This window comes from Clostridium sp. HV4-5-A1G, from assembly GCF_900184915.1.
Taxonomy (GTDB): Bacteria; Bacillota; Clostridia; order Clostridiales; family Clostridiaceae; genus Clostridium_B; species Clostridium_B aromativorans.
On record NZ_FXYI02000004.1, the window covers coordinates 21224 to 33543 of the forward strand.

Annotated in this window: 21 protein-coding genes; all 21 read right to left on the reverse strand. The window is 36.2% G+C overall.

The features are described 5' to 3' along the window. Positions 1-30: 30 nt before the first annotated feature. The 21 genes from rpsH to J5G60_RS01225 all read right to left on the reverse strand — a co-directional run bounded on the left by rpsH (position 31) and on the right by J5G60_RS01225 (position 12240). Positions 31-429 carry a 30S ribosomal protein S8 gene (gene rpsH, locus J5G60_RS01125; protein ID WP_150355412.1) on the reverse strand — a complete coding sequence of 133 codons (399 nt, stop codon included), beginning with the start codon at positions 427-429 and terminating at the stop codon, positions 31-33. A gap of 33 nt (positions 430-462) precedes the next feature. Continuing rightward, positions 463-648, reverse strand: coding sequence for a type Z 30S ribosomal protein S14 (locus J5G60_RS01130; RefSeq protein ID WP_150355413.1), 186 nt, complete (start codon positions 646-648; stop codon positions 463-465). 12 nt (positions 649-660) lie between these two features. Then, positions 661-1206: a 50S ribosomal protein L5 gene (rplE, locus tag J5G60_RS01135; RefSeq protein ID WP_150355414.1), complete on the reverse strand. Its 546-nt coding sequence runs from the start codon at positions 1204-1206 to the stop codon at positions 661-663. A gap of 22 nt (positions 1207-1228) precedes the next feature. Further along, positions 1229-1546 carry a 50S ribosomal protein L24 gene (gene rplX, locus J5G60_RS01140; RefSeq protein WP_150355415.1) on the reverse strand — a complete coding sequence of 106 codons (318 nt, stop codon included), beginning with the start codon at positions 1544-1546 and terminating at the stop codon, positions 1229-1231. 17 nt (positions 1547-1563) lie between these two features. Further along, a complete protein-coding gene (rplN, locus tag J5G60_RS01145) occupies positions 1564-1932 on the reverse strand; it encodes a 50S ribosomal protein L14 (protein ID WP_150355416.1) in 369 nt (122 codons plus the stop codon). A 26-nt stretch (positions 1933-1958) separates the two neighbouring features. After that, positions 1959-2213, reverse strand: coding sequence for a 30S ribosomal protein S17 (rpsQ, locus tag J5G60_RS01150; protein WP_150355417.1), 255 nt, complete (start codon positions 2211-2213; stop codon positions 1959-1961). Positions 2214-2233: 20 nt separating this feature from the next. After that, positions 2234-2446: a 50S ribosomal protein L29 gene (rpmC, locus tag J5G60_RS01155; protein WP_150355418.1), complete on the reverse strand. Its 213-nt coding sequence runs from the start codon at positions 2444-2446 to the stop codon at positions 2234-2236. Next, complete coding sequence (gene rplP, locus J5G60_RS01160; RefSeq protein WP_150355419.1) at positions 2436-2879, reverse strand: 50S ribosomal protein L16; 444 nt, start codon at positions 2877-2879, stop codon at positions 2436-2438. The genes rpmC and rplP overlap by 11 nt, the downstream gene beginning before the upstream one ends. 17 nt (positions 2880-2896) lie before the next feature. Continuing rightward, the gene (rpsC, locus tag J5G60_RS01165; protein ID WP_150355420.1) at positions 2897-3568 is read right to left on the reverse strand and encodes a 30S ribosomal protein S3; all 672 of its coding nucleotides are present in this window, start codon (positions 3566-3568) and stop codon (positions 2897-2899) included. A 15-nt stretch (positions 3569-3583) separates the two neighbouring features. After that, the gene (gene rplV / locus J5G60_RS01170; protein ID WP_150355421.1) at positions 3584-3919 is read right to left on the reverse strand and encodes a 50S ribosomal protein L22; all 336 of its coding nucleotides are present in this window, start codon (positions 3917-3919) and stop codon (positions 3584-3586) included. A gap of 26 nt (positions 3920-3945) precedes the next feature. Continuing rightward, complete coding sequence (rpsS, locus tag J5G60_RS01175) at positions 3946-4248, reverse strand: 30S ribosomal protein S19 (protein ID WP_150355422.1); 303 nt, start codon at positions 4246-4248, stop codon at positions 3946-3948. 104 nt (positions 4249-4352) lie between these two features. Beyond that, positions 4353-5186 carry a 50S ribosomal protein L2 gene (gene rplB / locus J5G60_RS01180; protein ID WP_150355423.1) on the reverse strand — a complete coding sequence of 278 codons (834 nt, stop codon included), beginning with the start codon at positions 5184-5186 and terminating at the stop codon, positions 4353-4355. A gap of 67 nt (positions 5187-5253) precedes the next feature. Next, on the reverse strand, positions 5254-5553 hold the full coding sequence (rplW, locus tag J5G60_RS01185) for a 50S ribosomal protein L23 (protein ID WP_150355424.1): 300 nt from the start codon (positions 5551-5553) through the stop codon (positions 5254-5256). Next, positions 5553-6173, reverse strand: coding sequence for a 50S ribosomal protein L4 (rplD, locus tag J5G60_RS01190; protein ID WP_150355425.1), 621 nt, complete (start codon positions 6171-6173; stop codon positions 5553-5555). Before rplD ends, rplW begins: the two co-directional genes overlap by 1 nt. A gap of 24 nt (positions 6174-6197) precedes the next feature. After that, positions 6198-6827 carry a 50S ribosomal protein L3 gene (rplC, locus tag J5G60_RS01195; protein WP_150355426.1) on the reverse strand — a complete coding sequence of 210 codons (630 nt, stop codon included), beginning with the start codon at positions 6825-6827 and terminating at the stop codon, positions 6198-6200. Between the two features lie 69 nt (positions 6828-6896). After that, positions 6897-7208 (reverse strand): 30S ribosomal protein S10, encoded by a 312-nt coding sequence (gene rpsJ / locus J5G60_RS01200; RefSeq protein WP_434735232.1) that lies wholly within the window; start codon positions 7206-7208, stop codon positions 6897-6899. Positions 7209-7534: 326 nt separating this feature from the next. Further along, positions 7535-8728 (reverse strand): elongation factor Tu, encoded by a 1194-nt coding sequence (gene tuf / locus J5G60_RS01205; protein ID WP_150355427.1) that lies wholly within the window; start codon positions 8726-8728, stop codon positions 7535-7537. A gap of 35 nt (positions 8729-8763) precedes the next feature. Next, the gene (fusA, locus tag J5G60_RS01210) at positions 8764-10833 is read right to left on the reverse strand and encodes an elongation factor G (RefSeq protein ID WP_150355428.1); all 2070 of its coding nucleotides are present in this window, start codon (positions 10831-10833) and stop codon (positions 8764-8766) included. A 78-nt stretch (positions 10834-10911) separates the two neighbouring features. Beyond that, entirely contained in the window at positions 10912-11382 is a 471-nt protein-coding gene (gene rpsG, locus J5G60_RS01215) for a 30S ribosomal protein S7 (RefSeq protein WP_150355429.1), read from the reverse strand. Positions 11383-11531: 149 nt separating this feature from the next. Then, positions 11532-11909: a 30S ribosomal protein S12 gene (gene rpsL, locus J5G60_RS01220; protein ID WP_150355430.1), complete on the reverse strand. Its 378-nt coding sequence runs from the start codon at positions 11907-11909 to the stop codon at positions 11532-11534. 88 nt (positions 11910-11997) lie between these two features. Beyond that, complete coding sequence (locus tag J5G60_RS01225; protein ID WP_150355439.1) at positions 11998-12240, reverse strand: ribosomal L7Ae/L30e/S12e/Gadd45 family protein; 243 nt, start codon at positions 12238-12240, stop codon at positions 11998-12000. Between the last annotated feature and the right edge of the window lie 80 nt (positions 12241-12320).

Below are 12320 nucleotides of genomic sequence, written 5' to 3' on the forward strand. Positions count from 1 at the left end.
CACATAAATCTTATCTCACATTAAAATGAACTACCATATGTAGCATAGTACTTCTCCGCCCACACCTAATTTTCTTGCTTCTTTATCAGTAACAATCCCTCGGGAAGTGGATATCACTGCAATTCCAAGACCATTTAACACTTTAGGGATTTCTTCCTTTCTGCAATAAACTCTTAACCCTGGTTTAGATATCCTCTTGAGTCCAGTTATAACTCTCTCTTTATTTTTACCATATTTCATGGAAAATCTTATCATATTAACAGAACCATCCGCATATTCCTCTATATCCTTTATATATCCTTCTTGAAGCATTATATTCAATATTTCCTTCTTAATAACTGAAGAAGGTACTTCTACCACCTCATGCCTAACAACATTTGCATTTCTTATACGTGTAAGTAAATCTGCTATAGGATCAGTCATTACCATTTATTGTGCCTCCTTTCATCAATAACTAACATTTTACCAACTTGCTTTTCTACATCCAGGTATTTCACCCTTATATGCCAATTCTCTAAAACATATACGACATATACCATATTTCTTAAGTACTGCATGGGGCCTACCACATATTCTGCATCTTGTATAGGCTCTAGTTGCATACTTAGGTTGTTTCTTCCATTTCTCTATTAAAGCTTTACGTGCCATATTTTTCCCTCCTTATCTTTGAGCAAATGGCATCCCGAGGAATTTAAGTAATTCCCTTGCTTCTTCATCAGTATTAGCCGTAGTAACAAAGACTACATCCATGCCCCTTACTTTATCTATTTTATCATACTCTATCTCAGGAAATATTAACTGTTCTTTAATTCCCAATGAATAATTTCCTCTGCCATCAAAAGATTTATCCGAAACTCCCGAAAAATCTCTAACTCTAGGCAGTGCAACATTTATTAATTTATCTGCAAACTCATACATATACTGCTTCCTCAAAGTAACTTTACATCCTATAGGCATATTTTCTCTTATCTTAAAATTTGCTATGGATTTCTTCGCTCTAGTCAATACTGGCTTTTGACCCGTAATTATAGCAAGATCATTTACTGCTGATTCTAAGACTTTCGGATTGTCTTTGGCTTCTCCTACACCCATATTAATAACCACTTTTTCAAGTCTTGGTACTTGCATAACATTGGTATATTTAAACTTCTCCATTAAAGCAGGAGCTACTTCTTTTTTATATTTTTCCTGTAATCTCGAACTCATATTTTTGCCCTCCTTTCAAAGATTAGAATGTTTCTCCGCACTTTTTACATACTCTTACCTTTGTTCCATCTTCCAATATTTTATGACTTATTCTAGTCACATTTTTACACTTGTCACAGTACAACATAACCTTAGAGCTGTATATGGGAGCTTCTTTATGAATTATACCACCTTCCATATTCTGCTTATTTGGTTTTTGATGTTTTGAAACTATATTGACACCCTTGACAATAACTTTTCCCACTTTAGGCATCACTGACAGAACTTCTCCTGTCTTTCCTTTGTCTTTACCTGATATTACCATAACCGTATCCTTTTTTCTAACATGCACTTTTGCCATTATAGCCACCTCCTCATCTATAAAACTTCAGGCGCTAACGATAATATTTTCGTAAAATCTTTATCCCTTAGCTCTCTTGCAACTGGTCCGAATATACGAGTCCCTCTTGGCTGCTTATCATCTTTTATTATAACAGCAGCATTTTCATCAAATTTTATATATGAACCGTCTGTTCTTCTAAGTCCTCTCACAGATCTCACAATAACAGCCCTCACAATTTCTCCTTTTTTAACAACACCGCCTGGTGTTGCATTTTTAACACTGGCAACTATTATATCGCCGATATTTCCCCATTTTCTATTGGAGCCGCCTAAAACTCTTACACACATAATTTCCTTAGCACCGGAATTATCTGCAACTTTCAATAATGTCTGTTGTTGAATCATTGAAAACCCTCCTTTCAGCTATTCTACTATTTAGCCTTTTCCACTATTTCTACAAGTCTCCATCTTTTATCTTTAGATAAAGGTCTTGTTTCCATTATCAATACTCTATCATTATTTTTAGCTTCATTTTTTTCATCATGAGCCTTAAATTTAGTAGTTCTGTTGACTGTTTTACCATATAACGGATGACGAACTTTTGTCTCAACTGCAACTACTATAGTCTTATCCATTTTATCGGAAATAACTCTTCCTACTCTTGTCTTTCTATATCCTCTTTCCACAGAATAAACCTCCTTTCAGCCTACTGTTCTAACGATCTTAGTTCTTCTTCTCTGAGAATGGTTTTAATTTGGGCTATAGACTTTTTAACTTCCTTTATCCTCATGGGATTTTCCAGCTGGCCTGTAGCTAATTGAAATCTCAAATTAAACAATTCAGATTTAAGATCCAGTACCTTAGCTTGTAAATCTTGAGGACTGTTTTCTCTCAATTCTTTCAATTCTCTAGCCTTCATTGCTTTCACCACCCACTTCTTCAAAATCTTTTCTTGTGACGAACTTAGTTTTTATAGGCAATTTATGTGATGCAAGTCTCATTGCTTCTCTTGCTATTTCTTCAGATACACCTGACAATTCAAACAATACTCTGCCTGGCTTAACAACTGCCACCCAATATTCCGGTGCTCCTTTACCAGAACCCATACGTGTCTCAGCAGGTTTTTGAGTAATTGGCTTATCTGGGAAAATCTTTATCCAAAGTTTTCCTCCTCTTTTTATATATCTATTTATAGCTACTCTGGCTGCTTCTATTTGGCTAGCAGTTATCCACGCACATTCTGTAGCCTGTATAGCATAATCACCATATGCTATAAAGTTGCCCCTTGTAGCTTTGCCTTTCATTCTACCACGCTGCACTTTACGATGCTTAACCCTTTTAGGCATTAACATAATCCTATTCCTCCTTCCTATGCATTAGCTTTTTTCTTATCCTCAACAGATTTTTTAGTTGGAAGTATCTCTCCTTTATATACCCATACTTTTACACCAATTTTCCCATATGTTGTATCTGCCTCTGCAAATCCATAATCTATATCAGCTCTTAATGTCTGAAGCGGAATTGTTCCATCATGGTAGGATTCAGCTCTTGCAATTTCAGCTCCCCCAAGCCTACCGGAACATGTAATTTTGACTCCCTTAACACCAGATTTCATTGATCTCTGTATAGTTTGCTTCATAGCTCTTCTAAAAGATATTCTCTTTTCCAGCTGTAGTGCTACATTTTCTGCCATAAGCTGGGCATCAGCTTCTGCAACTTTTACTTCAACTATATTTATCAATATAGTTTTACCTTCAACTATTTTCTGAAGCTGAGATTTTAAAGCTTCAATCCCTTGACCGCCTTTACCTATTATCATTCCAGGTTTAGCTGTAAATATATTTAATTTAACTCTTTTAGCTGCTCTTTCAATCTGAATTTTTGAAACTCCAGCTACAGCAGTTTTTTTCTTTACAAATGTCCTAATTTTATTATCTTCAATCAGATTATCTGCAAAATTTTTTTTATCTGCATACCATTTAGCATCCCAGTCTTTAATTACACCAACTCTTAAGCCATGTGGATGTACTTTCTGTCCCATCTAGTTCCCTCCTTTTTACTCTCTTTCCTTAACTATTAAAGTTATGTGACTGCTTCTTTTATTTATTCTAAATGCTCTTCCCTGAGCATGTGCTTGAAATCTCTTTAACGTTGGACCCTCGCAGGCATACGCTTCTGAAATATACAAATTATCCTTATCTAAATCCAAATTATTCTCTGCATTTGCAACTGCCGATTTCAAAAGCTTATTGACCACTACCGCTCCATCTTTTGGAGTATATTTCAATATGGCAAAAGCCTCATTTACATTTTTTCCTCTAATTAAATCAAGTACAATTCCTACTTTCATTGAGGACATTCTTACGTATCTAGCTATAGCCTTAGCTTCCATTTGTACACTACCTCCTTCCTAGTCCCCTATTGTTGAGCAACACTAGTTGTCTTTTCAGTCTTATCAACTTTTTCAGCAGAGTGTCCTCTGTATGTTCTGGTTAATGCAAATTCCCCTAATTTATGTCCAACCATATCTTCTGATATATACACTGGGACATGTTTCCTTCCATCATGCACTGCTATAGTATGGCCTATCATCTGAGGAAATATCGTTGAACTTCTCGACCATGTCTTTATAACCTTTTTTTCACCATTTTTATTTAACTCATTTATCTTCTTTAAAAGTGATTCCTGTACATAAGGTCCCTTTTTAACTGATCTACTCACTTTTTAGCCTCCCTTCATAAAATATATAACTAATTATGAAACTATTTTTATATTAAAATAAGCAATAAATTAAACCAGTGAAGAGAATGTACATTCTCTTCAAACTATTTACTATTTCTCCCTTTTACCATAAGTTTATCTGAATATTTATTATGCTTTCTGGTTTTAAATCCAAGAGCAGGTTTCCCCCAAGGAGTAAGTGGTCCTGGGTGTCCTACTGGTGCTTTACCTTCACCACCACCATGTGGATGGTCATTAGGATTCATTACAGAACCTCTGACTGTTGGCCTTATTCCCATATGTCTTTTTCTTCCTGCCTTACCTATGTTGACTATCTCATGAGTTAAATTGGAAACTGTTCCTATAGTCGCTCTACATTCTATTCTTACATGTCTCATCTCACCGCTTGGAAGTCTCAATGTAGCATACTTGCCTTCCTTAGCCATAAGTTGTGCAGAGGCACCTGCAGATCTTACAAGCTGTGCTCCTTTCCCAACTTGTAATTCTACGTTGTGAATTATCGTACCAACAGGTATATTTGAGAGTGGAAGACAATTTCCAATCTTTATATCCGCATCCGATCCAGATACTATTATATCTCCAACCTTTAAACCCACTGGAGCTATTATGTATCTTTTTTCTCCGTCCACATAGGCTACAAGAGCTATAAATGCTGATCTATTAGGATCATATTCTATTGTAGCTACCTTCGCTGGTATTCCATCCTTATTCCTTTTAAAATCTATTACTCTATATTTTTGTTTTGTACCGCCACCTATATGGCGAACTGTTATTTTACCGTGAGCATTTCTACCACCGCTTCTCTTTAAAGCCACTAGAAGTGATTTCTCTGGCATATCTGTAGTTATCTCCTCAAATGCATTTACTGTCATATGTCTTCTTGAAGGTGTGGTAGGCTTAAATCCTTTAATTGCCATAACGGTATTCCCTCCCTTTTTTCGCTTATCTGGATTTCTCCAATAACTGCTTCATTCATTGCTTTATTTACTGCTGCATTCCTTCAAAAAATTCTATAGTCTTACTGTCTTCTGTAAGTTTAACAATGGCCTTCTTATAATCAGGTCGTTTTCCAATATGAACACCAACTCTTTTTTTCTTTCCCACATATCTTGCTGTATTTACAGTTTCAACAGTCACATCAAATACATCTTCTACAGCCTTTTTTATCATTAATTTATTGGCATGTATATCAACTATAAAGGTATATTTTTTATCATTCATGCAGCCCATGCTTTTTTCTGTTATAACAGGTCTTTTTATGATATCATAATTAGTATATTTCATTATGCATACACCTCCTCAATCTTTGATACAGCATCCTTAGTTATCATAAGTTTGTCAAATTTTAATATATCATACACGTTTAAATTATTAACAGGAATAACTGATACTCCTGGTATATTTCTCGCTGATCTGTATACATTTTGATTTGATTCAACTGTAACAATCAATGTTTTTTTTGCGTCAAATACATTCAACAATTTTACTATTTCCTTTGTTTTTGGAACATCTATCTCCAAATTATCCAGGACTACCATTTCGTTCTCTTCAACCTTACTGGATAAAGCTGATTTCATAGCTACTTTTCTAACTGATTTTGGAACTGAAATTCTATAATCCCTTGGCTTCACTGCAAAAACTATACCACCGTGAATCCACTGAGGAGCTCTTATAGATCCCTGCCTTGCTCTACCAGTTCCTTTTTGTCTCCAAGGTTTAATTCCACCGCCAGAAACTTCAGCTCTAGTTTTCGCTGACTGTGTTCCCTGTCTCTTATTTGCAAGTTGTGCTACCACTACTTGATGGAGAGCATATTGATTCACTCTAGTTCCAAATACATTATCTGATAATTCAAATTCTCCAATTTTTTGTCCTTCTTTATTAAATAATCCTACATTAGGCATTCTGCATCCTCCTTTCTATTAAAATCAAGCCTTAACAGTATTTCTTATCATTACAAAACTTTTATTAGGCCCTGGTATTCCACCTTTTATTAAAATAACATTTTTTTCAGGAATAACTTTCGCAACTTGTAAATTTAATACCGTGACATTTTTATTGCCCATATGTCCCGGCATTTTCATATTTTTAAAAGTTCTAGATGGATCAGACGAAGCTCCCATCGAACCAACAGCCCTATGAAATTTTGAACCATGTGACATTGGCCCCCTTTGAGCATTCCATCTTCTTATAGTACCCTGAAATCCCTTACCTTTTGAAACTCCTGACACATCTACCTTATCACCTTCAACAAATACATCTACCTTTATTTCCTGTCCGGTTTCATATTTGTCTGCATCATCAACTTTAAACTCTTTTATAAATCTTTTTAGCGGAACACCTGCTTTAGCAAAATGACCCCTTAACGGTTTGTTAACAAGCTTTTCTCTTATATCATTAAATCCCACCTGTATAGCATTATATCCATCTTTTTCTACTGTTTTTTTCTGAACAACTACACAAGGACCTGCTTCAATAACTGTAACAGGAATTACCTTCCCACTTTCATCAAATATCTGGGTCATTCCGAGTTTTTTACCCAGTATAGCCTTCTTCATTTAAATACACCTCCTAAACGTATTAGCGGATCGCATAAACGGTCATAATAGTCAGTAATAATTCTTAATTTATAATTTAATCTCTATATCTACGCCCGCCGGTAAGTCCAATCTCATCAAAGCATCAACAGTTTTAGGTGATGGACTTATTATATCTATAAGCCTTTTGTGAGTCCTTATCTCAAACTGTTCTCTTGAATCCTTATATTTATGTGGAGCCCTTAAGATTGTAACTACATCTTTTTCAGTCGGCAGTGGTACTGGTCCCGCTACCTTTGCTCCCGTGGATTTAGCAGTTTCCACTATTCTCTCAGATGATTGATCCAATATGGTATGATCAAAAGCCTTCAATCTTATTCTTATTTTCTGTTTTGCCATTATTATTTCCCTCCTTTTCATGCACGCTATGCTCCTTACGTACAACAGCGGACACATTCTGTAAACTGTACCAGGCGTTTCATTTAATTTACGCAAAGTGACCTTTTACAAAAGCACCGTCACCTGGTTCAAGACCATGGCATACTCAATCAAGAATTACCCGGAAGTCCGGCAACCTCTTGCTTCATCGCTGTTATAACATCACAACCACTTAATTATACAATAAATTTCTATTTCTGACAAGTGACAAATATAAAATTTATAAAGAAGGGAAGGGCATTTATATACCCTTTCCTTCTTTGTTAAAAAACTACAGTAATTTACACCTATTACTCAACTATTTTAGTTACGACACCAGAACCAACTGTTCTTCCGCCTTCTCTTATTGCAAACCTCAACCCTTCATGCATTGCTACCGGTGTTATGAGTTCTACATTCATATCTATATGGTCTCCAGGCATTACCATCTCTACTCCTTCCGGAAGTGCAATGGTCCCCGTTACATCTGTGGTCCTAAAATAAAACTGCGGCCTGTATCCATTGAAAAACGGTGTGTGCCTCCCACCCTCTTCTTTCTTAAGTACATATACCTGACCTACAAATTTCTTGTGCGGGTGTACTGTACCTGGTTTCGCAAGTACCTGACCTCTCTCTACTTCATTCCTCTGTATACCTCTCAGAAGTACACCTATGTTGTCTCCTGCCATTGCCTGGTCAAGCAGCTTCCTGAACATCTCTACTCCTGTACATACTGTCTTCTTCTTCTCCTCTTGAAGTCCTACTATCTCCAGTTCGTCTCCTATTTTTAATACTCCACTCTCTACTCTTCCTGTCGCTACTGTCCCTCTTCCTGTAATTGTGAATATATCCTCTATTGGCATCAAGAATGGTTTGTCTGTCGGTCTATCAGGTGTCGGTATATAATTGTCAACTGCATCCATCAGCTCATATATACATTTCGTCGCTTCTGCATCATCCGGATTCTCCAGTGCCTTAAGTGCACTGCCTACTATTATTGGTACTTCATCTCCCGGAAATCCATATTCACTTAAAAGATCCCTTACTTCCATCTCTACTAATTCCAGTAACTCAGGATCATCCACCTGATCTGCCTTATTTAAAAATACTACTATATGCTGTACTCCTACCCTGCTTGCCAGTAGTATATGTTCCCTTGTCTGCGGCATTGGACCATCTGCAGCACTCACTACCAATATTGCTCCATCCATCTGTGCTGCACCTGTTATCATGTTCTTTACATAATCTGCATGCCCTGGACAGTCTACATGTGCATAGTGTCTCTTATCTGTCTCATATTCCACATGCGCTGTATTTATCGTTATTCCTCTCTCTTTCTCCTCTGGAGCTTTATCTATCTCATCATACTTTGTTGCCGATGCCTTCCCCTCTTTCGCTAATACCATGGTTATTGCTGCTGTCAATGTTGTCTTACCATGATCTACATGCCCTATCGTTCCTATATTTACGTGCGGTTTCGTCCTTTCAAACTTCTCTTTTGACATTATTCTTCCTCCTAACAAATAACATATTAATTAAATTAACTATTTCTCTCTCCTGTAATTTTCTCTTGAATACTCTTTGGTACTTCTTCATAATGATCAAATGTCATAGTATAGACACCTCTACCCTGTGTTCTTGATCTAAGTGAAGTAGCATATCCAAACATTTCAGAAAGCGGAACAAAAGATTTTATAATTTCAGCTCCTGCTCTAGGAGTCATACCTTCAATTCTTCCCCTTCTGGAATTTATATCACCCATTACATCTCCCATATATTCTTCTGGAACTGTAACTTCAACTCTCATCATTGGTTCAAGCAAAACCGGATCTGCTTTATTCATAGCATTCTTAAAGGCCATAGATGCAGCAATCTTAAAGGCCATTTCTGAGGAATCCACATCATGATATGAACCATCATACAACTTAACTTTAAAGTTTATAACAGGATATCCTGCAATTACACCACTTTCTGCAGCCTCTTGAATTCCGTTGTCAATTGGCGCAATATATTCCTTTGGAATAGTTCCTCCCACAATGGCATTTTCAAATGCATATCCTTCCTCTGAAGGCGACATCTCTATCCAGCAATGACCATATTGACCATGTCCCCCTGATTGTCTTATGAATTTACCTTCTGCCTTAACTGTTTTTTTAATAGTTTCCTTATATGCAACCTGAGGTTTACCTACATTACAATCCACTTTAAATTCTCTCTGCAGCCTATCCACAATTATCTCCAAGTGAAGTTCTCCCATACCTGCTATAATGGTCTGACCCGTTTCTTGATCTGTATAAGTCTTAAATGTCGGATCCTCTTCTGCAAGTTTTGCAAGAGCTATTCCCATTTTTTCCTGACCAGCTTTGGTCTTAGGTTCTATTGCCACATCTATAACTGGATCAGGAAACTCCATACTTTCAAGTACAATTGGATTATCTTCATCACAGAGAGTATTACCTGTAGTAGTATCCTTCAGTCCTACTATAGCTCCAAGATCTCCTGCCCGGAGTTCATCAACTTCCTGTCTATGATTAGAATGCATCTTTACAAGTCTCGCAATTCTTTCTTTTTTACCTTTTGTAGAATTATATACATAAGTACCACTTTTCATAATTCCTGAATAAACTCTCGTAAAGGCCAATCTTCCTACAAATGGATCTGTAGCAATTTTAAATGCAAGTGCAGACAACGGCTCATTGTCATCAGCTTTTCTCTCAATTTCCTCACCGCTTTCAGGATCATTTCCTTTTACAGGTGGTATATCAAGAGGTGATGGCATAAAATCAACTACTGCATCTATCATTGGCTGTACACCTTTATTTTTATATGATGATCCACATAAAACTGGTACCAGTTCATTTGCAATAACACCTTTTCTAATCCCAGCTATCAACTCTTCATTTGTCAATTCCTCTCCATCTAAATATTTCATCATCAGATCTTCGTCGAGCTCAGCCACTGCTTCAATCAATTGGGTCCTATACTCTTCTGCCTTATCTTTCAATTCATCAGGTATAGCAACTTCATCCATTACTGTTCCCAAATCATCTTCATATATTATTGCCTCATTTTTTATAAGATCTACTATACCTTTAAATTCATCTTCTGCACCTATTGGAATTTGAACAGGTACTGCATTACAATGGAGTCTATCCCTCAAAGTGTTTATACACATATAAAAATCTGCACCTATTGAATCCATCTTATTTACGTAAACTAATCTTGGTACTCCATAATTATCTGCCTGTCTCCAGACAGTTTCTGTCTGTGGTTCAACTCCGCTCTTAGCGTCTAAAACAGTAACTGCACCGTCAAGTACTCTAAGTGATCTCTCAACTTCTACAGTAAAATCCACGTGCCCTGGTGTATCTATTATATTTATTGCATATCCTTTCCATTTACAAAAAGTAGCCGCTGAAGTTATAGTTATTCCTCTTTCTTGCTCTTGTGCCATCCAATCCATAGTCGCTTCGCCATCATGTACTTCGCCTATTTTATGAGTTCTTCCTGTATAGAAAAGTATACGCTCCGTAGTAGTAGTTTTTCCAGCATCTATGTGTGCCATTATTCCTATGTTACGGAATTTCTCTAGCGGATATTCTCTTCCCACTTAATTTTCCTCCTCGCAAGTGTAAATTTAAAATTCTATAAAACTGCTTTAGTAAAAATACCAAAACAGTTTTTTATATTAATATCTATAATGTGCAAAAGCCTTATTGGCTTCAGCCATTTTATGAGTATCTTCCCTCTTCTTAACGGCTGCACCTGTATTGTTCGCTGCATCCATCAATTCTGAAGCAAGTCTTTCTCTCATATATTTTTCTCCTCGTTTTCTTGATGCTATAAGCAGCCATCTTATCCCCAAAGTCTGCCTTCTCTCCGGTCTAACTTCTATTGGGACCTGATATGTTGCACCACCAATTCTTCTTGCTTTTACCTCTAGAAGAGGCATTATATTGTTCATGGCTGCCTCAAAAACTTCCATAGGTTCCTTATTGGTTTTTTTAGCAATTATGTCAAAGGCACTATAGCATATCTTTTGAGCTACCCCTTTTTTACCATTTTCCATTATATTATTTATTAACTTTGTAATAACCTTACTATTGTATACTGGATCTGGTAATACATCCCTTTTTCCTATATGTCCTTTTCTTGCCACTTTTCTTCCCTCCTTAACAATTAAAATTTAAGTTCATCGGTACTCGACTATAAATAGCCGTAAAGTGCTTTGTACTTCTGCAAAATTTCATAAAATATATATAAACGCTGAAGACATTGCACTAACTCCATCAACCTAATTTATTGAAATTATTTTTGTTTTGGTTTTTTAGCACCGTATTTTGATCTTGCCTGCAATCTGTCAGTAACTCCTGCTGAATCCAGTGTTCCTCTAACTATGTGATATCTAACACCTGGAAGATCTTTAACTCTTCCTCCTCTTATGAGTACAACACTGTGTTCTTGTAAGTTATGTCCTATACCTGGTATATATGCACTTACCTCATAACCATTTACCAGTCTAACCCTTGCAACTTTTCTAAGTGCAGAATTTGGCTTCTTAGGAGTGGTAGTTTTTACTACTGTACAAACTCCTCTTTTCTGTGGACATTCTTTTAATGCTGGTGCTGTTGATTTTGTGCTTATTGTCTTTCTGCCTTTTCTAACTAATTGGCTTATTGTTGGCATGTTTACACCTCCTTCTAAAAATAGATAAATTATTAATAAAGTCACAATTTATATTAATTACTATTGAAAGCTTTTTTATACTATAAAATTAATCCTTTAATATAGCTGCTGTAGCGGCACCTACATCTATTCCACACATTTTTCCTAATTTTTTCATGGTGTCTACATAAATTACTTCCTGGGAATTATCATCAATTAATACTTTTACTGACTGTATAAGTTTATCATCAGCATCTTTAGCTATATATACAGTTTTAGCTTTATTATTTTTTATAGCTTTAACTGTCTGCTTTACACCAACAACTTTATTTCCTGCAAGCCTGTAAATCATTATTTCCATTCCCTCCTAATAATAATTTGAGGGACAAGGTATGTTAAAACCTTGTCTCTTTAAAAACATACAGATGTATT

What these genes read in the sequence shown, in the direction of transcription:
- rpsH (WP_150355412.1), bottom strand. Translation starts at nt 429, where the DNA reads ATGGTAATGACTGATCCTATAGCAGATTTACTTACACGTATAAGAAAT.
- J5G60_RS01130 (WP_150355413.1), bottom strand. Translation starts at nt 648, where the DNA reads ATGGCACGTAAAGCTTTAATAGAGAAATGGAAGAAACAACCTAAGTAT.
- rplE (WP_150355414.1), bottom strand. Translation starts at nt 1,206, where the DNA reads ATGAGTTCGAGATTACAGGAAAAATATAAAAAAGAAGTAGCTCCTGCT.
- rplX (WP_150355415.1), bottom strand. Translation starts at nt 1,546, where the DNA reads ATGGCAAAAGTGCATGTTAGAAAAAAGGATACGGTTATGGTAATATCA.
- rplN (WP_150355416.1), bottom strand. Translation starts at nt 1,932, where the DNA reads ATGATTCAACAACAGACATTATTGAAAGTTGCAGATAATTCCGGTGCT.
- rpmC (WP_150355418.1), bottom strand. Translation starts at nt 2,446, where the DNA reads ATGAAGGCTAGAGAATTGAAAGAATTGAGAGAAAACAGTCCTCAAGAT.
- rplP (WP_150355419.1), bottom strand. Translation starts at nt 2,879, where the DNA reads ATGTTAATGCCTAAAAGGGTTAAGCATCGTAAAGTGCAGCGTGGTAGA.
- rpsC (WP_150355420.1), bottom strand. Translation starts at nt 3,568, where the DNA reads ATGGGACAGAAAGTACATCCACATGGCTTAAGAGTTGGTGTAATTAAA.
- rplV (WP_150355421.1), bottom strand. Translation starts at nt 3,919, where the DNA reads ATGGAAGCTAAGGCTATAGCTAGATACGTAAGAATGTCCTCAATGAAA.
- rplB (WP_150355423.1), bottom strand. Translation starts at nt 5,186, where the DNA reads ATGGCAATTAAAGGATTTAAGCCTACCACACCTTCAAGAAGACATATG.
- rplW (WP_150355424.1), bottom strand. Translation starts at nt 5,553, where the DNA reads ATGAAATATACTAATTATGATATCATAAAAAGACCTGTTATAACAGAA.
- rplD (WP_150355425.1), bottom strand. Translation starts at nt 6,173, where the DNA reads ATGCCTAATGTAGGATTATTTAATAAAGAAGGACAAAAAATTGGAGAA.
- rplC (WP_150355426.1), bottom strand. Translation starts at nt 6,827, where the DNA reads ATGAAGAAGGCTATACTGGGTAAAAAACTCGGAATGACCCAGATATTT.
- tuf (WP_150355427.1), bottom strand. Translation starts at nt 8,728, where the DNA reads ATGTCAAAAGAGAAGTTTGAAAGGACGAAACCGCACGTAAATATAGGA.
- rpsL (WP_150355430.1), bottom strand. Translation starts at nt 11,909, where the DNA reads ATGCCAACAATAAGCCAATTAGTTAGAAAAGGCAGAAAGACAATAAGC.
- J5G60_RS01225 (WP_150355439.1), bottom strand. Translation starts at nt 12,240, where the DNA reads ATGATTTACAGGCTTGCAGGAAATAAAGTTGTTGGTGTAAAGCAGACA.